The 21,197-nt window shown below is 55.3% G+C and carries 16 protein-coding genes; 11 read left to right on the top strand and 5 right to left on the bottom strand.

Annotated elements, in window-relative coordinates; translation table 11 throughout:
- Positions 1-22 precede the first annotated feature (22 nt).
- From PBA01S_RS12170 to PBA01S_RS12145, 6 genes are all read left to right on the top strand, one after another.
- Positions 23-844 carry an ATP-binding cassette domain-containing protein gene (locus tag PBA01S_RS12170; RefSeq protein WP_016313642.1) on the top strand — a complete coding sequence of 274 codons (822 nt, stop codon included), beginning with the start codon at positions 23-25 and terminating at the stop codon, positions 842-844.
- Positions 844-1,911 (top strand): ATP-binding cassette domain-containing protein, encoded by a 1,068-nt coding sequence (locus PBA01S_RS12165; RefSeq protein WP_127576070.1) that lies wholly within the window; start codon positions 844-846, stop codon positions 1,909-1,911. Before PBA01S_RS12170 ends, PBA01S_RS12165 begins: the two co-directional genes overlap by 1 nt.
- Positions 1,901-2,701: an energy-coupling factor transporter transmembrane component T family protein gene (locus PBA01S_RS12160; RefSeq protein ID WP_127576069.1), complete on the top strand. Its 801-nt coding sequence runs from the start codon at positions 1,901-1,903 to the stop codon at positions 2,699-2,701. The genes PBA01S_RS12165 and PBA01S_RS12160 overlap by 11 nt, the downstream gene beginning before the upstream one ends.
- A 100-nt stretch (positions 2,702-2,801) precedes the next feature.
- On the top strand, positions 2,802-4,859 hold the full coding sequence (locus PBA01S_RS12155; protein ID WP_085279188.1) for a peptidase U32 family protein: 2,058 nt from the start codon (positions 2,802-2,804) through the stop codon (positions 4,857-4,859).
- Between the two features lie 80 nt (positions 4,860-4,939).
- On the top strand, positions 4,940-6,223 hold the full coding sequence (locus PBA01S_RS12150; RefSeq protein ID WP_127576068.1) for an aspartate aminotransferase family protein: 1,284 nt from the start codon (positions 4,940-4,942) through the stop codon (positions 6,221-6,223).
- Positions 6,224-6,951: 728 nt separating this feature from the next.
- Positions 6,952-7,824, top strand: a complete 873-nt coding sequence (locus PBA01S_RS12145) for a UbiA-like polyprenyltransferase (protein ID WP_127576067.1) — start codon at positions 6,952-6,954, stop codon at positions 7,822-7,824.
- 91 nt (positions 7,825-7,915) lie between these two features.
- On the opposite strand, the gene PBA01S_RS12140 is transcribed toward PBA01S_RS12145, so the two are convergent.
- From PBA01S_RS12140 to PBA01S_RS12125, 4 genes are all read right to left on the bottom strand, one after another.
- Positions 7,916-8,896 (bottom strand): polyprenyl synthetase family protein, encoded by a 981-nt coding sequence (locus PBA01S_RS12140; protein ID WP_085169581.1) that lies wholly within the window; start codon positions 8,894-8,896, stop codon positions 7,916-7,918.
- 100 nt (positions 8,897-8,996) lie between these two features.
- Positions 8,997-9,449 (bottom strand): hypothetical protein, encoded by a 453-nt coding sequence (locus PBA01S_RS12135; protein ID WP_016313635.1) that lies wholly within the window; start codon positions 9,447-9,449, stop codon positions 8,997-8,999.
- A gap of 229 nt (positions 9,450-9,678) precedes the next feature.
- Positions 9,679-11,556, bottom strand: a complete 1,878-nt coding sequence (locus tag PBA01S_RS12130; RefSeq protein WP_085169582.1) for an NAD(P)/FAD-dependent oxidoreductase — start codon at positions 11,554-11,556, stop codon at positions 9,679-9,681.
- Between the two features lie 42 nt (positions 11,557-11,598).
- Positions 11,599-12,507 (bottom strand): FMN-binding protein, encoded by a 909-nt coding sequence (locus PBA01S_RS12125; protein ID WP_016313633.1) that lies wholly within the window; start codon positions 12,505-12,507, stop codon positions 11,599-11,601.
- Positions 12,508-12,947: 440 nt separating this feature from the next.
- Between PBA01S_RS12125 and PBA01S_RS12120 the strand changes: the two genes are divergently transcribed.
- The 3 genes from PBA01S_RS12120 to PBA01S_RS12110 are packed head-to-tail and all read left to right on the top strand — an operon-like array spanning position 12,948 to position 16,356.
- Positions 12,948-14,453 (top strand): HD-GYP domain-containing protein, encoded by a 1,506-nt coding sequence (locus PBA01S_RS12120; RefSeq protein ID WP_164744150.1) that lies wholly within the window; start codon positions 12,948-12,950, stop codon positions 14,451-14,453.
- Between the two features lie 39 nt (positions 14,454-14,492).
- Positions 14,493-15,932 carry an ATP-binding protein gene (locus tag PBA01S_RS12115; RefSeq protein WP_028538089.1) on the top strand — a complete coding sequence of 480 codons (1,440 nt, stop codon included), beginning with the start codon at positions 14,493-14,495 and terminating at the stop codon, positions 15,930-15,932.
- A gap of 40 nt (positions 15,933-15,972) precedes the next feature.
- Positions 15,973-16,356, top strand: a complete 384-nt coding sequence (locus PBA01S_RS12110) for a RidA family protein (RefSeq protein WP_028538088.1) — start codon at positions 15,973-15,975, stop codon at positions 16,354-16,356.
- A 360-nt stretch (positions 16,357-16,716) separates the two neighbouring features.
- On the opposite strand, the gene PBA01S_RS12105 is transcribed toward PBA01S_RS12110, so the two are convergent.
- Entirely contained in the window at positions 16,717-17,496 is a 780-nt protein-coding gene (locus tag PBA01S_RS12105) for a TspO-related membrane protein (RefSeq protein ID WP_028538086.1), read from the bottom strand.
- 181 nt (positions 17,497-17,677) lie between these two features.
- Between PBA01S_RS12105 and PBA01S_RS12100 the strand changes: the two genes are divergently transcribed.
- On the top strand, positions 17,678-20,839 hold the full coding sequence (locus PBA01S_RS12100) for a DEAD/DEAH box helicase (protein WP_127576066.1): 3,162 nt from the start codon (positions 17,678-17,680) through the stop codon (positions 20,837-20,839).
- A gap of 34 nt (positions 20,840-20,873) precedes the next feature.
- Positions 20,874-21,197, top strand: a 324-nt coding sequence (locus tag PBA01S_RS22780; protein ID WP_218027439.1) for a hypothetical protein, incomplete at its 3' end; no start/stop codon positions are given.

The following is a 21,197-nucleotide window of genomic DNA, read 5'->3' as shown; positions in this document are numbered from 1 at the left end:
TACACCTTAAGGGGAGAGAGAAATGGGAGAAACCGGATTCGCATATGAGCTGACGGAGGTTTCCTTCGCCTATCACCCGGAGCATCCTGTGCTTCATGATGTTACGCTTAGCATCCCTTCGGGCAGCTGGGTGTCGTTGGTGGGGCCGAATGGCTGCGGCAAATCCACGCTGGCAAAGCTGTTGGGCGGTTTGTTAATGGCTAACCGCGGCGCGATATATGTGCAGGGAACGAAGCTGGATCGGGATACGTTGACTTCGCTGCGTCCACGCATCGGAATGGTGTTTCAAAACCCGGACAACCAATTTATCGGCGCCACGGTCGAAGAGGACATTGCCTTTGGCTTAGAGGGGCGTAATCTACCGCGAGAAGTTATGGTAGGGCGCGTAAAGGAATATGCGGATAAACTGCACATCGGCCATCTGCTGTCCAAGCATCCCTCGGAGTTGTCGGGAGGACAAAAACAGCGGGTGGCTGTCGCTTCCATCTTGGCGATGGAGCCGGACATCGTCATCTTTGATGAGGCCTCCTCGATGTTGGACGAGAAGGCCCGGGGCGAGCTGCTTGCCATCCTGCGGGACATGAAGCAGAGCGGACGTTACACGATGGTCTCGATTACGCATGACGCCGACGAGATTATGGCTTCGGATCGGGCGATCGTGCTGGGGGACGGAACGGTCGCTGCTGACCTGGAGCCAGGCGAGCTGTTTGGGGATGAAGCCCTGCTGGTAAATTGCCGGCTGATCGCTCCTTATCGGATTCGGCTGCAACAGGAGCTGAGGCGGCGAGGCGTGACGCTTCCTGCGGGCTTTGAACCAGTTGGTGAAGAGGAGGCGAATCTTTAATGGCGATACAGTTCGAGCAAGTCAGCTTCGCTTATGATGAGCGCAGCCTATGGCGGCACCATGCGTTGCAGGAGGTCGACCTCTACCTGGCGGACGGCGTATTTGCCGGGATTGCCGGGGCTTCCGGCTCGGGCAAATCGACGTTGATGCAGCATTTGAACGGCATTTTGAAGCCGACGGGCGGGAAGGTGCACGTTCTGGATGTAACGATGGAAGCTGGCGGCAAGGCACCGCCGCTTCGCGAGCTGCGGAGGCGGGTGGGGCTCGTCTTCCAGTTCCCGGAGCAGCAGTTGTTCGAAGACACGGTGGAGAAGGACCTTTGCTTTGGTCCGCTGAATTTTGGCTGCTCCTTAGACGAAGCTAAGGCGCGAGCCCGCCGCGCGCTGGCCCTGGTCGGGCTGGACGACACCTTCCTCAGCCGCAATCCGCTTCGCTTGAGCGGGGGGCAGATGCGCAAAGTGGCGATTGCCTCAGTGCTGGCGATGGAGCCGGACGTGATCGCGCTGGATGAGCCGACAGCGACGCTAGATCCGCAGAGCCGTGTTGAATTGGCAGAAATGCTCGCGCGGCTGCACCGTGAACAGGGGAAGACGGTGATTGTGGTGACGCACCGGATGGAGGAAATCCTTCCGTACGCAGAGCAATGGATCGTGATGAAAGACGGTCGGAAATCGTTCCAAGGCAGTGCGGCAGAGTTGGTCCGAGAGGCCCCTCGGCTGGAATCCGAAGGACTGGCAATCCCCGCGTGTATCCGTTATTGGAATCAAGCGGCAGCCCTGTTCGGTCTGACGGGGGAGCCGCCGTGTTTGACGGCGGAGGCATTGGCCGAGCGGTTGGCTCGGTTGTTGAGCGATGAGTCTGGAGCGGATCGGTCAGAGGAGCAGCTTGAGCTTGTCGGGCGATCGGAAGAACGGGGGGCGTCAGCGGGTGCGTTGGTGGAAGGCCATGTGTTGGAGGAGCTTCCCGTACCGGCCTCGTTGTCCGTGGATCAGCCCGTTCCGGCCGGGCGGCTCAAGCCGATCCTTTCCGGCGTTTCAGGGGAAGGAGGCAACGGACATGCGAAATAAGCTACTGTTCGGACGCAGTATTGATACCGGCTCTTGGGTGCATGCAGTGGATCCCCGGGCCAAGTTGACCGGGATGATGTTGTACTTGATCGCGATCGTAGCCGTTGGCTCTTGGCCTGCTTTGGCGGTGGCCGCGGTGTTCTCGGTGGGCTATATGCTGTCGACCAAGATCCCGCTGAAATATTATTTGAAGGCGGCCAAACCGCTGTGGGTGCTGATGGTGTTCATCTTCATCGTTCAGTGCTTCACGGTAGAGTCGGGGGAAGCGCTTTGGTCGATCGGCTCCTGGACCCTGTACAGCGGCGGTGTCAACAGCGGATTCATCGCGGCCTCCCGGATGGGGCTGCTAGTATCATTCACGGCGATCCTGACGTTTACGACAACGCCAGGGGTGTTGAATCAAGGATTGAGCGGGGTGCTGAAGCCGCTCAAACGCCTTGGCCTCTCGCCTGAGCGATTGACGCTGATGATGAGCATTGCGCTGCGCTTTATCCCCACGATTTTGGAGGAAACGCACAAGATTCTTAAAGCGCAGGCGTCGCGCGGTGCGGACCTGAAGGAGCTGCCATGGAAGGAGAAGGGGCGCATGCTGGTCTCGCTTCTTGTGCCGGTGACCGTCAGCGCCTTCCGCCGGGCGGAAGAGCTTGTATTGTCCATGGAGTCCCGGGGCTACACGTTAGGCGCACCGCGTTCGGAATACCACTTGTTGGTCTGGAGAAGTCGGGACACTTGGTTTGTCTTGTCCTATGTGGTTCTGGCTGCAGCGGTTGTGGTCTATCGGTTGATTTGAGCTACCAATGCAAGACTGTCCGTGAGTCATTCATGTAGATAGAGTTGGATGGGATAGGTTGATAGGTTGGACATCAAAATCATGTGAGGGGGAAACGGCTGTGGCACGTTTTTTTAATGGAAAAGAAGTGGAGCTGCTAGCGCCTACGGGGACGTTCGAGATTTTCAAACAAGTCATTGTTGAGAATTGTGATGCGGTGTATTTCGGAGGGCCTAACCTGAATATGCGCCTGATGCGCAAAGGATTTAATTTTAGCCTGGAGGAAATTACGGAAGCTGTCCAGATTGCGCATGGACTTGGCAAAAAAGCCTACGTCACCGTCAACAATTTGCTGAATGAAGGCGAGCTGGAGGAGGCGCGGGCCTATTTGCGTTTCCTGGAATCGGCGGGACCGGATGCGATCATTGTCCAGGATTTTGCGGTGCTGAAGCTGATCCGGGAGATGAACTTGAAGTTAAATGTGCACTCCTCCGTCATGATGAACGTGCACAACGTGGAGATGGTCCGCGCTTTACAGGAGCTTGGGGTGACTCGCGTCGTCACTTCGCGGGAAATGGACCTTATGACAACTCGCTATCTTCAACAAGCGACCGGTATGGAGCTGGAGTACTTTGTGCATGGGGATATGTGCTCGGTGCATGGGGCGAACTGTTACTTCAGTTCGGCGGTATTCGGGATGAGCAGTAACCGGGGCAAATGTCTGAAGCCGTGCCGCTGGGATTATCGTGTAAAAAAAGACGGCAACGTCTATCCGGCGGAATACCCGTTGGCGGTTAAAGACATGTTCATGTACGAGCATATCCCAGAGCTGATTCATGGCGGGATCACTTCCTTCAAAATCGAAGGCCGCATGCGGGATGCCGCCTTCGTGGTGATGCTGGTGAAGGCGTATGGCGACGCGATTGACCGTTATATTAACGATCCGGTAGGCTTTGAACGCAACCGGGATACCAAGCTGCTTTATGATCATCGCAAGCGGGATTTTTCAACAGCCTATGCGTTTGGCCGACCGGGATTGTCCAACATCAACCGGCGTTACGAAGGAACAGGGAAGTTCTATAGCACAGGTAAAGTGTTCAGTACGCCAACGGAGGAACGGGAGCTCAGTGACAAACGGGTTGCTGTGATTCGCGAGACACTGGCGGCGGTGGGACAAGAGAAGGGAACGGTGCAGGAGATTCACGCGGCTCCTGGCGTCTCCGTGCACGTGAATAACGTGGCTCAGGCCAAGGCTGCGCTGGAAGCGGGAGCTGACCATCTTTATCTCTCCGGCGACGTTTTTGAGCCGGATCGTCCGTTTACGAAGCAGGATGTGAAGGAACTGGCGGCAGTCAAAGGGAATGCGAAGCTTTATCTGAGCCTGCCGCGGATGATGACGGAACTGCATTTTGAAATGTATGACGGATTGTTGTCGGGCGAACGGTTGCCGATTGACGGCGTGATGGTGACAAATCTGGGCGCAATTCGGAAATTTGCCGATAAAGGGTACCCGCTGGTCGGGGATTTCAATCTGAACGTCTACAATCAGCTCGCGGCTGAGTTTTACCGGGAGCAGGGCGTCAGCCGGCTTACGGCCTCGATGGAGCTGCCGCTGAAGGAGCTGGCCGCGCTGCTGGCGCATGCCCCAGGCCCGCTGGAGGCCATCGTTCACGGCACGCCGGCGATCATGTACATGGAGCATGACTTATACGAAAACGCCGAAGTGTTCCAAGCCATTGGCGAGGAAGACAATCACTTCGTGGATAACAGCATTCTCGTGCTAAAAACCGATAAAGGCGAAAATCCGGTTTACCGGGATGTGCATGGCCGCAACCATCTGATGTTGGCGAAAGAACTCTGTTTGTTGCCCGCGGTGAAGGAGTTGCTTGCGGCGGGACTCTCTGTCTTCCGCATCGAAGGGGCAACCTACCGCCCAGAACAGCTGGCCGAAATCGTGCGCACCTATAAGGCGGCGCTGGCGGATCCTGCAGCGGCCGGGTCGTTGTTTGCCGCGATGAAGCCGGTTTATGCCGGCTATACGCTGGGCGCGTTGCAGTTTGACGGCGGCAGAGCGAGCGGGGCAGCGGGTGCCGGAGCGGAGGCAGCCTCGACTCCCGGAGGCTCTGTCAAGGAAGAGGGCGCGGAAGTACGGGCTGAAGTGGCTGCAGGTGTGAAGTAGGAGCGGGAGCAAGAGCAGGAGTGCAAGAGTGCAAGAGTGCAAGAGTGCAAGCCTAATTGGGGGAAAGGAAGCGAAAGAACATGTCAAATTACATCGGACCGGACGAAGTGATCAAGAAACGGCAGCAATATTTTTATCCTTGCACCATCCATTTCTATCGAAATCCGCCGCAGTTGGTGAAAGGGGAAATGCAGTATTTGTACGGTCATGACGGGAAGCGGTATACGGACTTTTTTGCCGGCGTCTCCGTTGTGGCCAGCGGGCACTGCAATCCAGAGATTGCGGAACGGACGGCCGAGCAGCTGCGGATGCTGCAACACACGTCCACGATCTATTTGACGCAGCCGAATGTGGATTTGGCGGAGCGGCTGGCGGACGTGCTGCCGGGGAATCTGCGCCGCACCTTCTTCGTGAACAGCGGCTCGGAGGCGAATGAAGGCGCCTTGCTGCTGGCTCGCATGCATACGGGGCGGCGGGGCTTCCTGGCGCTGGAGCAAGGTTTGCACGGCCGGACGTATTTGACGATGAGCGTGACCGGGCTGGCGATGTGGCGGACGGATCCACAGCTGGCGCATGACACGGATGTCACGTTTATCCCCCGGCCGTATGAGCGCGGGCTCAGCGCCGATGAGGCGGCACGCCGTTCCATCGCCGCGCTGGAGGCTGCGCTGGCGGAGAAGGGCGGCGAGATCGCGGCAATGATCGCCGAGCCGATCCAGGGGAACGCCGGCATCGTCGCGCCGGCGGACTGGTATTTCGCTGAAGCGAAGCGGCTGCTGGAGCAGCACGGCGTGCTGCTCATCGCCGATGAGATTCAGACCGGCTTCGGCCGAACGGGCCGTATGTTCGCTATGGACCGTTACGGCGTCACGCCGGACATCCTGACGATGGCCAAGGCGCTTGGCAGCGGCATCCCGGTGGCGGGCTTCGCCACCACGGACGAGATCGCTGCCAGCCTGAACCGGCCATCCGCCTCCACGTTCGGCGGCAACCCCGTCTCGTCCGTGACCGCGCTCGCGGTCCTGGACTACATCGAGGCGCATCGCCTGCCGGAGCGGGCCGAGCGCCTCGGTGAGCTGCTGCGCGGCGGCCTCCTGCGCCTCGCCGCGCGGTTTCCGCAGCACGTCTCCGACGTGCGCGGCGCGGGGCTGATGCTCGGCGCAGAGCTGTGCGCCGCGGAGCCCGCCCGCGGCGCGAAGCTCACCGACGACGTGCTGGAAGCGATGCTGGACCGCGGCTATATCATCGGCAAGAACGGCGTGAACCGCAACGTTCTAGCCTTCCAACCGCCGTTGGTCATCGACGAGGCCGACGTGCGCGGCATGCTGGACGCGCTGGAGGCTTCGCTGGCGGAGCTGGTGTAACCCAGCTCCGCCAGATGCGTTAGGCGGCACGTAGTGGGTGTGCCGCCTAAACGACAGGGGCGCCGCTTGCATAGCATGCCGCTGCCTAAGCGTCAGACGCGCCGCGCAGCCACAGGCGCCCCCAGCGCCGGCGGGCACCTCAGCGCCTGCCGGCACTTCCGGCGTCGGCCAGGGGTCCCAGCGCTCGCCGGCGTCCCAGCTTTGCTGCGTGAGGGGCCCAACGGGCACTCGCGCACGCAAGGGCCGCCCTGTTGACGCCGGACCCCTGGTCAATAACGGTAAAATTGACCGTTATTTTTCGGTGTGCTGGCGATTTAGGTGAATTAGCGGTAAATGATACCGCTAATTTTACGATTGGCGGCCGTTTTGGCGGAATATGCGGAAAATAAGAGTACTTTTTACCGTTATTTTGCTGGAAACAGGCCGATGGGCCGAAAATAAAGGTACTTTTTAGCGTTAATGAGACGGTCAGCCATGGGAGGGAAGTCTGCCGAGTGAGAGACGTCTTGCGAAAGAGGGGAGACGTGGCCTGACCGCCTGTCGCGCCGCCAGAAACGTGCACTGGGAGTAGCATGCTGTCCGGCGAGGCTTGTGGTCCTCTAGCTGCACGTGCTGTCCCGCTGCGTCGGGGTATGCCCGACGTCCTGAACCCGCTAGCGGGCCGGGGCACTTATATGAACGGTCCACGTGACGCTACGTGTTTTTTACGATGAGGAGAGTGACTATCGATGGAAATAGCCCGCAAAATCGGCACCAAAATCCGGCTGTACAGCGAATTGGTGATGTTTTCGCACACGTTGTTTTCGCTGCCCTTTGCGATCATCTCGATGATTTGGGCGGCAGAGGGGTTCCCTTCATGGCGCGTGATGCTGTGGGGATTGATCGCCTTGATCGGCGCCCGAAACGGGGCGAATGCCTTTAACCGCGTCGTCGACCGCGTTTTTGACGCGCAAAATCCACGCACCGCGCATCGTCACCTGCCGCAAAAGCTACTCGACGCCAAGGAGGTGCTGGTGTTCGTTGTGGTGAACTATGCGATCTTTATTTTTGCTGCAGGCATGTTAAATCCTTTGTGCTTGATCTTGTCGCCGGTGGCCATTTTCCTGATCTCTTCCTATTCTTATACCAAACGGTTTACGTACCTGAGCCATCTGTACCTGGGCTTTACGATCGCTTCGGCCCCCATCGGCGCCTGGTTTGCGGTTACCGGCCAATTTGCCTTTACGCCGTTTGTCCTCGGCACTGTAGTGATGCTGTGGATTGCCGGCTTCGATATTATCTATGGCTCGCAGGATATTGATTTTGACCGCAATCACGGACTCTGGTCGATCCCTAGCGCGTTTGGGCTCAAGAACGGTCTGCGGATCGCAGCCGGCCTGCACGCGATTATGGTGCTGCTGCTGATTGCTTTAATCCCGATTCGTCACCTGAGCTGGCTTTATATTACAGGGATTATCATCGCGATCCTGCTGCTAATGACGGAGCACAAAATCATTAAGCCGTCGAACTGGAAACGGATGAATGTGGCCTCGTACAATTTGAACCAGGTCATCAGCATGGTGATTCTGTTCTTTACGCTAGGGGATTACTTCCTTCTGTGAAATGGTCGCTGATTACAGAGCAACAGACGCTTTAATACACAAAAAAGCACGAACCATAAGGGATAAGCTACCTTGAGGTTCGTGCTTATTTTTATTTCTCCCGCCCGCTGAAATACTCCAGCAGCGCTTGCAGATCCCGGTGCGCCGGGTAATGGCTGAGCCGGTGAATAATATCCTGCGCTTCAGCAAGATATTGGCGGCTGAGCGCTTCGGTTTGCTCCAGCGCGCCGCTGGCTTGAATCGCCGCGACGACGGCGTCCACTTCTTCAGCAGGGCTGTCTGCCGAGATAGCCCGGATCGCCGGGGCAAGGGTTTCGTCCTGCAACGCGAACAGGACGGGCAAGGTCACTTGGCCGCTGCGCAGGTCGCTGCCCGCCGGCTTGCCTAGCTTCTCCGCCGATTGGGTGAAATCGAGCACGTCGTCGCGGATTTGGAACGACATGCCCAGCTTTTCACCAAAGCGATACAGCAGCTCGGCCGTTTCCGTATCCGTTCCGGCGGCCTTGGCGCCGATTTGCAGGCAAGTGGCCATCAGTTGTGCGGTTTTATTTTTCGATTTCTCCAAGTATTCGTCGATCGTCACGTCATAGTCGAACAAGTGAGCAAGCTGCTGATATTCTCCGAGACATAGCTTGGTTGTGGCTAGAGAGGAGAGGTCGTACACGAATTTCTCTTGTTCCGCCGAATAGACGGAGATCAGCTCGATGACCCTCGCTGACATATAATTGCCTACATGCAGTGCACCGCTCACGCCCAGCTTGATATGCATCGCTTTCTGGCCGCGCCGCATGGGGGAATCATCGATAATATCGTCATGAATCAGTGAAGCGGCGTGGATGAATTCTGCGGCAGCGGCGAGCCGCCAGACCTTCTTCTCATCGGGATCAGGGCCGAAGCGGCTGCCGACGATCACCATCAAGGGGCGAATTCGTTTGCCGCCAGAACGAATCAATTCGATGATAGCTTTGGCCAATTGGGAGGAACGAGGGACGTCGCGATCATATTTGACCATGTTCTCAATTTCCCGATCGACAGTTTTTAAGGGGATGTTCAGTGTTTCCTCAAGCTTCATGTCGCTTCCCTCCTAAACTTAGGCTGGCAGTCATGGACACCGGTGCCGAGTATTTTGCAGGGCATCCGAAATCTCACAGGCATTCTCCGTCCACGGCCGTCTACATCGCCTGGCTGGCGGTGCTGCGGTTGTTGTCCAGCTGCAGGAACCGTTCCCAGGCTTTGAGCAAGCGCTCGTCTTCCGGATGACCTTGGGCGCGTTTGATTTGGAGTTGTTTGATGATCGGAGCGAGATGCCCAAGCAGATTGAATTCTTCCCACTTCAGGCAAAGCTCGACGTAAAAGCTGTATAGGTAGTCGCCATCCAACACTTTGCGGGTTAACGTCTCGCCGGGGGCGAGGGAGCTGCATTCACTATGGCGTTGAAGGGCAAGCTTGATTGCGATGTAAATGGATAACAGACGGCATTGGCGTACCTGCGGCATGTCGTATTGCTCCAATAAGGTAGCCAGGGGTGCCGCTTCAGGATAGGGTAAATCTACAATAATGCCGGTTTCGGGCGATAATTCGCCCTGCAATAAGCGATAAGCGTCTTCGATAAGCTTCGGATTCATAAGGACACACACTCCTTAAAGAGGTAGTTCAAAAAAGTCATCAGTTGATTACGAACCAACAATAGGCAGCGTATCCGGTGCTGAATCCTGACTTTTTTGAACCTTCGCCTAAATGCAGGCAGGCTTGCAGGGGATCCTCACACCGATGTCGGCAAAAGGATAAAAATGAGAGTAATGTACGCTTGAGGGCGCACATTACTCCAGTTCAAAGTTGCATAAAGAGCTGCGATTATTCCGTGTATAGGTACCATCTTCGTACGAACGGGATTCGTTTCCATTGTTTCTTGAGCCAAGGAAGTACATAGTAATCCAGGCCAAATGTGCTGCCCGATCCGCCGATCAATGCGACGCCTGCGGTCATGTACCACAGCATTTCCGTCGAGGCCATGCTGGAAGACCAGATCATGACGCCGAGAGCGACGGTGGCTGCCGAAGCGACAGCGGTGAACAGGCCAACGATGATCATGATGCCAAGGGCGATTTCCGCAAACACCATAAAGAACTGGAACACAGTTGCTAGAGCGGTATATCCGCCATCCGAGGTGTAGAAGAAGACATCCATAAACCAGCTGACGATGCTCTTGATAAATCCAGGTACCGGCAAAGCCGTAACCGCGGTCGAGGCGCTTTCTACGGCTGAAGCTGCCGCTTGAGCATCGACGGTCTTTGTCACTTCACTAGCTGCTTCACTGGCTGCTGACACAACGTCAGCTTTCGGAGAAGCAGGGATAAGGAAGATGTTCGAAGGGTCTTTCCAAACCTTCGGAAGCTTATCAAGACCTTCTTCCAGCCACTTGTAGCCCACGAAAATCCGCAGAGGCAGGAGCCAGAAGTTCGGCGAACGCTTCGCAAAGTGACCGCCAACGAAGCTTCTGCGATTGTTCACGTGGAAGAATTCATGCATCATATAAGTCCATACTTTCGCAAAACCAGCCACGGTGAACAGGTAATACATATTGATTAAGTGCTTGCAGAACATGGCCATGAAGCCGCTCATCATGAACATTTTGTTTGGCAATCCGACATTCGCTACGCCGTAGCGGCTGCCGATGCAGACCATTGTTCCGTGGAAGCCCGGTTTATAGGACTTCTTCGGTTTGCCGTGAACATCCGCATAAATGTTATGAGCGATGAGCGGACCCGCTTGTTCGGCGTTCTCAACCATCTGCGGTACCGGACGGGTTTCGCCTTCCGGGATGAAGAAGATGTTGTCGCCAACAATATAAACGTTCTCGTGATCGACGCTTTGCAACTTGTCATTAGTGACGATCCGCTTGCGGCCTTCTTGCTTCACATCGAGCTTGCCGACGAGCTCAGAGCCTTCAACCCCGGCAGTCCACACGATCGTATCCGCTTCGAGCTCTTTCCCTTCGCCGAGCTGTACGCTGGTTGGGGTAACGCCGGTGATTTTGGCGCTTGTAATGATCTCTACGTTCATTTTGTGCAGACGTTTCGTCGCTTTTTCGATCAATTTATCCGGCAGGATCGGCAGGATTTTCGGAGCCATATCGGCTACGACCAGGCGAACCTCGCTCGGATCGATATAGAACTCTTTGCATAGTTCATCGCGGAATTCAGCCAATTCGCCAACCAGTTCCACGCCGGTAAAGCCGGCGCCGACAACGACAAAGGACAGCATTTTACGGCGTTTTGCCGGATTGCTTACCTTCGCCGCTTCGCTGAACTTGCGACGTACTTGCTCTTTCAGACGCACAGCGTCTTCATAAGACCACAGGGTCAAGGCGTGCTCCTCAGCCCCCGGGATCCCAAAGAAGGTTGGTTTACAGCCGGTACCGATGACGAGGTAATCGTATTTATAAGTCTCTCGTTTGGACCGAAGCTCATTGGCGTTAAAATCAATGGCATCGATGGAATCGAGCACGACATCCACTTTTTGCCCGGCAAAAATCTTCTTCAATTCAATCTTGACAGAATCCTCTGGCGCCCGGTTTGCTGCAACCTCGTGCAGCTCCGTCAGCAACGTATGATAAGGATTGCGGTCAATCAGTTGGATCTCCACATCTTTGTCTTTTTTGAACAGTTTGGCCAGATGCTTGGAAGTGACTACACCGCCATAACCGCCGCCCAAAACTACAATTTTCTTCAAGAGATTCACCTTCTCATTTTAGGGTGGGGTGGGAATATGGGTTTATTTCGCTTGCTCAAGTGCTTGGCTCACGAGCTCGAAATGCGGTTGCAGCGTAATCGTTGCCCCAGCGATCGCGTCCGTTTTGCCCTCATCGTTAAATGTCACGGCAGCTGGATCTTGTTTTTCGATCAGGTAAGCTTCCGCTTTCGCTACTTCTTCATGCCATTCGGCTTGAGCGCCGCCGGCTTTCATTCCATATTTGCCGTCAATCGAGTATTGCTTCTTGTCTTCGCCTTTGTCGTTCACACCGCTGAAGTTCACTTTGACGATCTTGCCGGCAGCGACGACAACGTCAACGGTATCTTTCCAACCAGAATGCTCGTCGAAGGAAGCTCCTTCTGCATGGTAAGTGCCGTCTTTGTAAGGACCAACCTCAACTGGACCGGCATTCAGCGCTTGATCAGCCAAGTTAAAAAATTCACTTACATGGACGGACACACCTGCGATGGCATCCGTTTTGCCGTCATCTCCCAAAGTGATCGCTTTAGGATCTTGCTTTTCGATCAGGTATTGCTCAACCTTCTCGGCTTGTTCGTGCCATTCGGAGGAAGCGCCGCCGGCTTTCATGCCGTACTTGCCTTCTTTGGAATAGGTCACTTTGTCGACGGGAGCTTTTTCGCTCAGCGCATTCCATTTGGCTTCTGTGATTTTGCCTCCGGATACCGTCAGGGTTACGTAGGATTGCCATCCGGAATTTGCATCCACTTCACCTTGGGCGAAGTATACGCCGTCTTGGTATTTCCCTTGCTCTGCAGCTGCGTTATTTGCTCCTGCATTGGTTTCGTTAGCAGCAGAAGTGTTGTTTGCAGGTTGCGCAGAGTTTGTGCTGTTCGCCTCATTGTCCGATCCACAGCCGGCCAATAGACCTAACAACAGTGCACTGCTCAGGATAATTGAAGCTTTTTTCATGATTGAGACCTCCATTGAATGAAAATATATATATTAAAATGTGAAGACATTTTAATAACGAATATCAGGTGGGGGACCCTTGAAAAAGGCTGATCTGATAAGGGGTTCGGGAGTCCCGAAACCTTTGTTCGAAGGCATTTTAGCATATAAAAGTAGGGCTTAATGTGAAATTTATCACATGTAGTGTGATCTAAAACAACTGCTCCAAACGGCGAAACCAGCACTACGTAAGGGAATACCGCGTTCAAAGAATTGCCCAATTTTTAAAATATATATTTTTAAAAGATGAGATGGCCTAGGAGGGACGAATTTCCCGTACCGAAAAGAGGGCATATAAACAAAAAGTTCCAAACGTTTTATGAAAATCGGCATGACTTCTACCGATATAAATAGAAGCGGGCATGCCCGGAAATACGCGAGACGGAAAGAAGGCATCCTCCTTGACGGTATACAGGACGTTTATTTCGCGCTTACTACTTAACTACACAGCGGGACTCCTACTTGCGGTCACCGCGGTCGCGAGCCTTATCGCAGCTGCACCGCTGGATATATCCCCTTCGGACTACGCCTGGCTAATCCGAATTCTGATCTTGTCGCTGTGCTGTATGCTGGGGCTGGAATGGCTGGTGTTCAGCCGGCAAATCAAGCCGATCCGCAGCGTGTTCATGGAGGAAGTGGGGAGCTATCAAACGCTTCAAAATGTGTATATCCGTACCCATCGTTTGCCATCGCTTGCCGTCAAGCGGATTCTAGGACCTCATTTGTTTGGCTTGGTTGTTCCGGCTGTGGCCTTATCGCTTGGGTTAATCCGGGCTGGTCACCTGTCAATTCCGCCTTACTATGTGTTGCTGGCTGCCTTGAGCGGCATTCTGGTCAGCAGCATGCATGCATTGGTCGAATATTATTTAACTTCTTATGCGATTCGTCCTGTCCTGCAGGAGTTAATTTCCTGGAGCCGCAGAATGTTTGGCAAAGATTTATCGCTGAACGGCAGGGTTATCGTCCCGGTATCTCGAAAATTAATATGGAGCTTTTTCTTGATGTGTATGGCTCCTTTGCTGCTATACAGCTTATCTATGCAGTTCCGGTTGGAGGACCTTGACCATGGAGCCTATGCCTACTGGCAGTGGGCCGGCTATGTCTTGGCCGTGAGTATTCTATTCGCAATGATTGGCTCCCGGCTGTTGGCCCGTGAGATCATGCTGCCGATTCAGCATTTGTACGAGCGGATGGCCGAGGTAAAAACCGGCAGCATTCGTACAGCGGCCAGTGATATGTTTTCGGATGAATTTTCCCGTCTGATCACGGGATTTAATCATATGCTGCGCGGGCTGCAAACTCAGGCGGCTCGAAATAGCCAACTGGTAGACAGCTACTTCGCGACGCTGGCAGCGGCGCTGGACGCCCGCGATCCGTATACAGCGGGACACTCTCTTCGAGTAGCCGAATACGCCGTCAAAATCGGGGAGTTGGCCGAGTTGCCTGAAGATCGCATTGATGAGCTGCGCAAGTCAGCGTTGCTCCATGATATCGGGAAAATCGGCATTCGCGATGCGATTCTGCTGAAGGATGGCCGATTAACCGACGAGGAATGGGAGCAGGTCAAGCAGCACCCCGTGCTTGGGGAAGCGATCTTAAAGCAGGTCGAGCCTGCGGATGCGATGGCTCCTTATTTGCCAGGGGTTCGGTCGCATCATGAGCGTTATGATGGAAAAGGTTATCCGGACGGGTTAGCCGGGGAGGAGATCCCGCTATTCGGGCGGATTATCGCCGTAGCCGACGCCTTTGACGCCATGACCTCAGACCGGCCTTATCGAAAAGGCTTAGCGAGAGATAAAGCGATCGAGATTCTGGAGCAGGGTCGCGGTACCCAATGGGATCCTTACTTCGCCGGACTGTTGGTGCAGCATTTTCGCAGCGATATCCAAAAAAAAGAGTCCAGCTGATCTTGAAGAGAAGCGGGTTCTACGAGCAGGAGTGGGGATATGGGGATCGGTATTAGCTTTATACTAAATTTAAGCATGTTAATCACCGTCGCTTATTTAACCAACATCCTATATAAATATGGTTTGCGAAAAATGCCGCCGCGCAGCTTGTACGTCTTGTCCGTTCTAATGATGATTTTCTCGGGCTGGCTATGTATCAAGTTTGGCTTCCGACTTCACGATGACGTCAGATTCGATCTTCGGGCAGTGCCGCTAATTATAGCGGCATTTGTTTATTCCCAGCCGTTAACGATGATCATCATCGGCTTCGGGATTGGCCTGGCCCGTCTGACGTTTGGTTTGAGCGAAGCAGCGATGGCCGGCTTTATTAACTTAACGGTCTTGGGATTTTTGTGCGCCGGACTAAATATCTGGATTCGGCGGACCAATTACAGCATTACCTTTAAGGGGATTGTAACCATACTTGTTGTGAATGTGGTCAACTCTCTGAACCTTGCCATCATCGGAGTCGTGCCCCGAAAGCATTATTTGCTGGATATCATGCCGATAGGACTTTCGTTAAGTATTGTACTCAGTATTGGCTTTGCTCTGATCCTTCGTGACTTTCAGTTGGGGGCAAGACAAAATCTGGAGCTGAAATACGCAAACGAGCTGCTCCGCAAGCAGGCCGATGAGCTGCAAAAGGCCAAGATTGGGCTGGAAGATCGGGCGAAGCAGTTATCTGAAGCTTCCAGCCACAAATCGGAGTTCTTGGCGACGATGTCGCATGAGTTGCGTACGCCGCTCAACAGTATTATTAATTTGGCGGAAATGATCGCCGAATCCGACGAAGCCAGCGAGGAAATTTCGGAATATGGCCAGATCATTCACAGATCAGGTGAAGAATTGCTTCAGATTATTAATGATATTTTGGATTTGTCCAAGGTGGAGGCAGGTCGGCTGGAGATTACAGACGAAGAAGTGGTATTGGAAGAAATCCCAGTATGGATTCAGCTGCAGTTCGAGCAAATTGCCGCTCAGAAGAATATTGCCTTTACGATCCAACTGGAGCAAGGTTTGCCCGATTCCATCATCTCTGATCCACAGCGGATCGCACAAATACTGCGGAATTTATTGTCCAATGCGTTTAAGTTTACACATGAGGGACATGTGGAGTTAGACATCCGCCGTGCTCCGGCGAAGGGAATACACGAAGGGGAATGGCTGGTGTTTACCGTCTCGGATACCGGCATCGGCGTGGCTGAGGAGAAGCAGGGGGCGGTATTCGAGGCGTTTCAGCAAGCCGACGGCTCGATAAGTCGCCGATATGGAGGGACGGGTCTGGGCTTATCGATTAGCAGCAACCTGGCCCGCCTGCTTGGGGGGCACCTCCGTATGGAAAGCCAAGAAGGGCGAGGCAGCACCTTTTCCTTCTATTTGCCTTTAAAAATCGCTCGATCCCATTCCGGCGAAGTTCATGTACAGTCTGAGTTGCCGTGACGAAGGGGTTATCGGTAAAATGGGGAGAAGAAAGGATGGGATGATGAAGATGAAACAAGTAATTTCTACGACCGCTGCGCCAGGTGCCATTGGTCCATATTCGCAGGGGATTCAATTGGGAGATTTGATCTTTACTTCCGGCCAATTGGGATTGGTGCCGGAAACCGGTCAGCTTGCTGAAGGCGTGGAAGCACAGGCTGCACAAGCGCTGCGGAACGTTCAGGCAGTATTGGCTGCAGCCGGCAGCGGATTGGACAAGGTCATCAAGACGACTGTATTTTTGAAGGACATGAACGATTTTGCCAAGGTGAACGAAGTTTATGGTTCGTTCTTCGCAGAGCCGTATCCCGCGCGCAGTGCCGTTGAAGTGGCGCGTCTGCCTAAGGACGGCCTGGTAGAAATCGAAGTTATTGCGGTGAAGTAAAATATCCCCATGGACAGGCTTAGATGAAGCCAGTCCAACCAAGCTGCCGGAGGCGATGCCTTACGGCGGCTTTTTTTGTCGGGGAGGGAAAGGTAACTCTATCGGCTGCGCTCCTTTCGTGATTATCCCGTTGCTTCAGGGTGAGGTAGAAGATCTCTCGAATCAGAATGAAAGGGATATGCCGCACTTTTGGTGGTTTTTTGTGGGAGAGAGCGGGTCCCTATGTTGGAAGCCTTCTTCTGACGATTATCCCGTTGCCTCAGACAGGGAGTGGAGAATATTGAAGGACTTCTAAATCTGAACGAAAGGGATAATCGTGCAAAAGGAGGCGTGAAAGGGCCCCACAAGGGCAGCGGGGCTTTAGTCCCGCTCATGAGAGCGCAGAAAGACGATCCAAAGTGCGTACGCTATCAAGGCTAGCGATCCGGCGCTGGAGGCAATAGCGACAATTTGGTGCAGCTGAGGACCAGCTGCTAGGGCGCCATACCCCCACGCGAAGGTGAGCGGGACGATGGCGTCCCGCCAACGGAAGCCAACAAAGCAGGCGCTGAGGATCCCTACTGCAAGCAGCAGGAGGGTAAGCCCAAGATGGGATGGAGCGGAGACAGACGTTGCCGATATCGTGGCAGCAGATATAGAGGAATGGGGCAGCAGGGCGTCCACGCTAGCAAGCGCTGTAACACAGATCCATCCAAAATATAAACTGAACGGCAGGCGTACGAACCAAATTTCTGTGGCTGACGGGCGAAGGATATTCCGGGTGCTGTGGTACATCGAGGCGGCCACGAATACCAACAGAAATAACACCAGAGTCGATATCAGGGGTTGCCGCTCCCCTAAGGTGATCCACACGATCGAGAGGGTGCAGGTAAGCAGGAAGCGCACAGGCATGGGCGTCACTGAAAAGGGCTCGCGGTTAGGCCGCAGCAACGGGTAGAGGACCCAGCCAGACATCAGGACATAAATGATCAGCCAGATCGTAAAAGTATAGCCCGCCGGCGTAAGAAGCGCATGTAATCCGTGGGGAAACTGCTGGGGCCGGCGTAAGCCAAACGGAAGTGCTGCTGCCGCCAGGTTTGCCGCCATTAACGCTGCAAACGAGGCGAGATTTAACCAATGACCGGATCGACCGCGCAACATGGGAATGCACCTCCTTGATCTTTTTTTGGGTACTAGAAATATTGCCCATTTTTTCTCAAATGATAAGGGAGGGGATCGCGAGGCAGCAGGAGAGGGAGGAAGGCGGTTTTATATGCCGCCGTTTTCGTATAAGATGTTAGTAATGAATTTGGCTAGAATTAGTAACCGACGGGAGATCACCATGAATCAACGTCTTTATGGAATATGGCTGGGCGATGTAATGTTTTGCTTCTCCGGCGAAGTATCGGAGTCGAAGGTGGATGCTTGGACCGCCGTGCTCCGGCGTAAGGAGCTGGAGCCGGGGGTCCGGCCGTTTCAGCATGCCGTGCTTCGATTGGCAGAGGTCAGGTATCCGGTCTCTTCCGTTCGGAAGTCATATAAGAACGGAGAGCGGCGCAGTCTGATCGGCCGATCCCTGGAAGGATTGGCTTTGTCTGTGCCGGAGGCCTGGCGTTTGCTGCTGCATTGGGACGAATCCGTATGGGAGGAGCAGGGAATCAAGCCGGGCGCGGAAATGAGCTATTGGAGCAAGGCGGCCAAGTTTGCCCTGGAGCTGCTGCTGCGCGGCCGAATCGCGCCATCCATCCGTCCGGTGGCAACCACCGGACGCCGCCGCGGATCGCAGGGACAAATGCGGGCAGCTTGGGGGCCGCTTTTGACCGCACCGGAGGACGAGGTGCGGTTTCGGCGTTTGGCCGGAGCGATGCCGCCGATCTGCCTTGCTGCTGTGCAGACCGGGGCCGGGGCTTCCTCTGAAGACGAGGGGACGCTGGAGGATCGGCAGCTGGCGGTGCTGCATTCGTTTTTAACGGCAATGATTGATCACGAAGCGCGCGGGGCGGTTCAAGATTTGGGTCGGAAACTGAATGCCAGCCGGGCGGATTATCACCGGGGGTCGTCGCCGCTGGCAGAGCTGTGGTGGAACGGGTTGCTAACCGGTGCACAACCGCCGGATATTCAAGGCAGTGTGACGGAGCTGGAGCAGCTGAGCGCAGACATCGCCGCTGCCGGAGGCGGCCGCCCCCGGGCGGAGGAATCCGAGGACAGCGGTCCGGAAACGGGAAGCTTGCGCCTCTGCCTGCGGTTGGAGCCGTATCAGGATGCTCATGGCGAATCCGCTGAAGGTGAAGTGGTGACTGCGGTTTGGCGGCTCACTTTCTGGGCTGAGGGAGCTGAGCATCCAAGCGTGCTCCTGCCAGCCGGGCTCATTTGGAGTTATCCCGGGCCTGACATGGAAATTCACGGCCTTCTGTACCGGAATGTCCAGGAGAACTTCTTGCTGCGACTGAGCAAAGCCGCCGCGGTATCTCGGGAAGTCGCCGCTGCGATGGAGCATCCTCGCCCGCAGGATCTGCTTATGGATCCCAAAGACCTGATCACGTTCTTAAGCAAATCGGTGCCGGCGCTGCGCAAGCTAGGCGTGAACGTGCAGATGCCAACCCGCTGGACCCGAGAGGGACGGCGTTCCGCCAGTATTCGGATCCGAACCCGAGGGTTCGCGAGCGGGATGCTGGAGGGCAGAGGCGAGGAGAGACCTAAGCTGGGGGTGGATCAACTGGTCGCTTTTGAAGCGGAGGCACTGCTTGGAGGGCGTGAGCTTACCCGGGAAGAGTTGATGGAGCTGGCTTCGGCGAAGCTGCCGCTCGTATTTTTTCGCGGCGAATGGATTGAAGTGGATACGAAGGAGATCCGGCAGGTGCTAAAGTTCATGAAGCGACATGAAAACGGCACCTTGACCTTCCGCGAGTTGATGCACCTCGCTTCCGGCGATCAGGAAGTCCAATTGGAGGGCGTGAACATCGCTGGCATTGAAACCGCCGGGATGCTGTCGATCCTGATGGCAGGCGGAGCTGTTCGGCAACTTCATCCGCGTCCGGTTCCATCCGGGCTAAACGGAACGCTGCGCCCCTATCAGGAACGGGGATACCAGTGGCTGGCTACGATGCGCGAGCTGGGTTTTGGCGCCTTGCTGGCCGACGATATGGGTTTAGGAAAAACGGTGCAGGTGATCTCGGTGTTGTTGGACGGTGCTCAGCAGGCAGGGACCAAATGTCTGATCATCTGTCCGACCTCCTTGTTAGGCAACTGGCAACGGGAGTTTTCGCGGTTTGCTCCGGGGCTCAAGCTGTACGTCCATCACGGGAGTGACCGTTATCACGGGGAGCGTTTCCTCCAGGAGTACCGGACATGCGATGTGGTTTTAACGACGTATCAGCTGGCCGGCCGCGATGCGAAGGAGCTGCGTTCGGCGGAATGGACGACGGTGGTGCTGGATGAAGCCCAGTACATCAAAAATTACGGCACCAAGCAAGCGCAAAGCGTGATGAAGCTCAGCGCTCCGCACCGCATCGCCATGACGGGGACTCCCGTTGAGAATAGGCTCAGCGAATTGTGGTCGATTTTTCAATTTCTGAACCCGGGATACTTGGGGACACACGCTTCGTTTCGGGCGCGTTACTCCGGGGCTGGGGGAGAACAGCAAGCAGCCGAGCTGCAGAAGCTGCGGAAGTTAGTTGCGCCGTTTCTGCTACGCCGGCTCAAGAGCGATCCGGACATCCGCAAGGACTTGCCAGAGAAGATCGAGCTGAAATCGTATTGCTCCTTAACCGTTGAACAGGCGCGCTTATATCAATCGGTGACGACGGAATTGCTTAATCAGATCGGCGCCCAGAGCGGGATCGCCCGAAAGGGATTGGTGTTATCTTCGTTGACCCGGTTGAAACAAATTTGTGATCATCCGGAGTTGGTTGCAGGAAGCCGGGCGACAGAGTCGACGGCTTTTGGCCGCTCAGGCAAAATGGAACGGCTTGGCGAGTTGCTCGACATGATCATGGACAATGGCGAAGCGGCGCTGATTTTTACGCAATACGTTCGCATGGGTGAATTGCTGCAGGAGCGTTTGACGGAGCGGTATGGCGTGCGGCCGTTTTTTCTGCACGGCGGGGTGCCGAAGGCTGAGCGAGATCAGATGGTCCGGGCATTTCAGGAGGGTGAAGGCTCCCCGATCTTCGTGTTATCGCTGAAGGCTGGCGGCGTCGGCCTTAACCTGACCCGAGCGAATCATGTGGTCCACTATGACCGGTGGTGGAATCCAGCGGTGGAGAACCAGGCAACGGACCGGGTATTCCGAATTGGGCAGCAAAAGAACGTCGAGGTACATAAGCTGATCTGCCAAGGAACGCTGGAGGAGCGAATCGACGAATTAATCGAACGGAAAAAAACGCTGTCTGAACAGGTCGTTGGCTCCGGTGAGCAATGGCTGACCGAAATGAGCGACGAGGAGCTGCGCAACCTGATCGTGTTGCAGGAAAACGGACTGTCTCCGGAGGGCACGTTTGGTTGAGCGGTAGATAATAAGCTTGAGAGGAGGAGCATGCATGACCAGGCCCAAGACGAACGCGCAGGAACCTGACCAGCCGGTTGTCCGCTATGAAGCAGGCGGGCTGCAGGTCGAGATGGAACGGAATCATGTGGTACAGATCCCGCTGGCCCCAGTCGCAGCGCAGGATAAGCAGGCGCTGCTGCGCAAGCTCGCGGAACGGCCGCGCCTGGTGGCGGCGTTGGCCGAAGATGGAGCCGGCAGCATAGCGAAGCTGCTGCCGGCCGAGCACGCGCCGTGGCCGCTTGGCACGGGCTCGGCGGCACCCGGGGCCGCGAATGCGGGCGATGCCGCAGACGGCGGCGCTGCTGCGGGCGCGGGC

This window comes from Paenibacillus barengoltzii NBRC 101215, assembly GCF_004000745.1.
Lineage (GTDB): Bacteria > Bacillota > Bacilli > Paenibacillales > Paenibacillaceae > Fontibacillus > Fontibacillus barengoltzii.
The sequence above is the reverse complement of the archived record's forward strand: the minus strand, read 5'-3'. Positions and strand labels throughout refer to the sequence as shown.

Excerpts from the sequence above, each read along its gene's own strand:
- PBA01S_RS12135 (WP_016313635.1), bottom strand. The coding sequence starts at position 9,449 with ATGAATCCGAAGCTTATCGAAGACGCTTATCGCTTATTGCAGGGCGAA.
- PBA01S_RS12105 (WP_028538086.1), bottom strand. The coding sequence starts at position 17,496 with ATGTTGCGCGGTCGATCCGGTCATTGGTTAAATCTCGCCTCGTTTGCA.
- PBA01S_RS12150 (WP_127576068.1), top strand. The coding sequence starts at position 4,940 with ATGTCAAATTACATCGGACCGGACGAAGTGATCAAGAAACGGCAGCAA.
- PBA01S_RS12140 (WP_085169581.1), bottom strand. The coding sequence starts at position 8,896 with ATGAAGCTTGAGGAAACACTGAACATCCCCTTAAAAACTGTCGATCGG.
- PBA01S_RS12125 (WP_016313633.1), bottom strand. The coding sequence starts at position 12,507 with ATGAAAAAAGCTTCAATTATCCTGAGCAGTGCACTGTTGTTAGGTCTA.
- PBA01S_RS12100 (WP_127576066.1), top strand. The coding sequence starts at position 17,678 with ATGAATCAACGTCTTTATGGAATATGGCTGGGCGATGTAATGTTTTGC.
- PBA01S_RS12115 (WP_028538089.1), top strand. The coding sequence starts at position 14,493 with ATGGGGATCGGTATTAGCTTTATACTAAATTTAAGCATGTTAATCACC.
- PBA01S_RS12160 (WP_127576069.1), top strand. The coding sequence starts at position 1,901 with ATGCGAAATAAGCTACTGTTCGGACGCAGTATTGATACCGGCTCTTGG.
- PBA01S_RS12110 (WP_028538088.1), top strand. The coding sequence starts at position 15,973 with ATGATGAAGATGAAACAAGTAATTTCTACGACCGCTGCGCCAGGTGCC.
- PBA01S_RS12165 (WP_127576070.1), top strand. The coding sequence starts at position 844 with ATGGCGATACAGTTCGAGCAAGTCAGCTTCGCTTATGATGAGCGCAGC.
- PBA01S_RS12145 (WP_127576067.1), top strand. The coding sequence starts at position 6,952 with ATGGAAATAGCCCGCAAAATCGGCACCAAAATCCGGCTGTACAGCGAA.
- PBA01S_RS12170 (WP_016313642.1), top strand. The coding sequence starts at position 23 with ATGGGAGAAACCGGATTCGCATATGAGCTGACGGAGGTTTCCTTCGCC.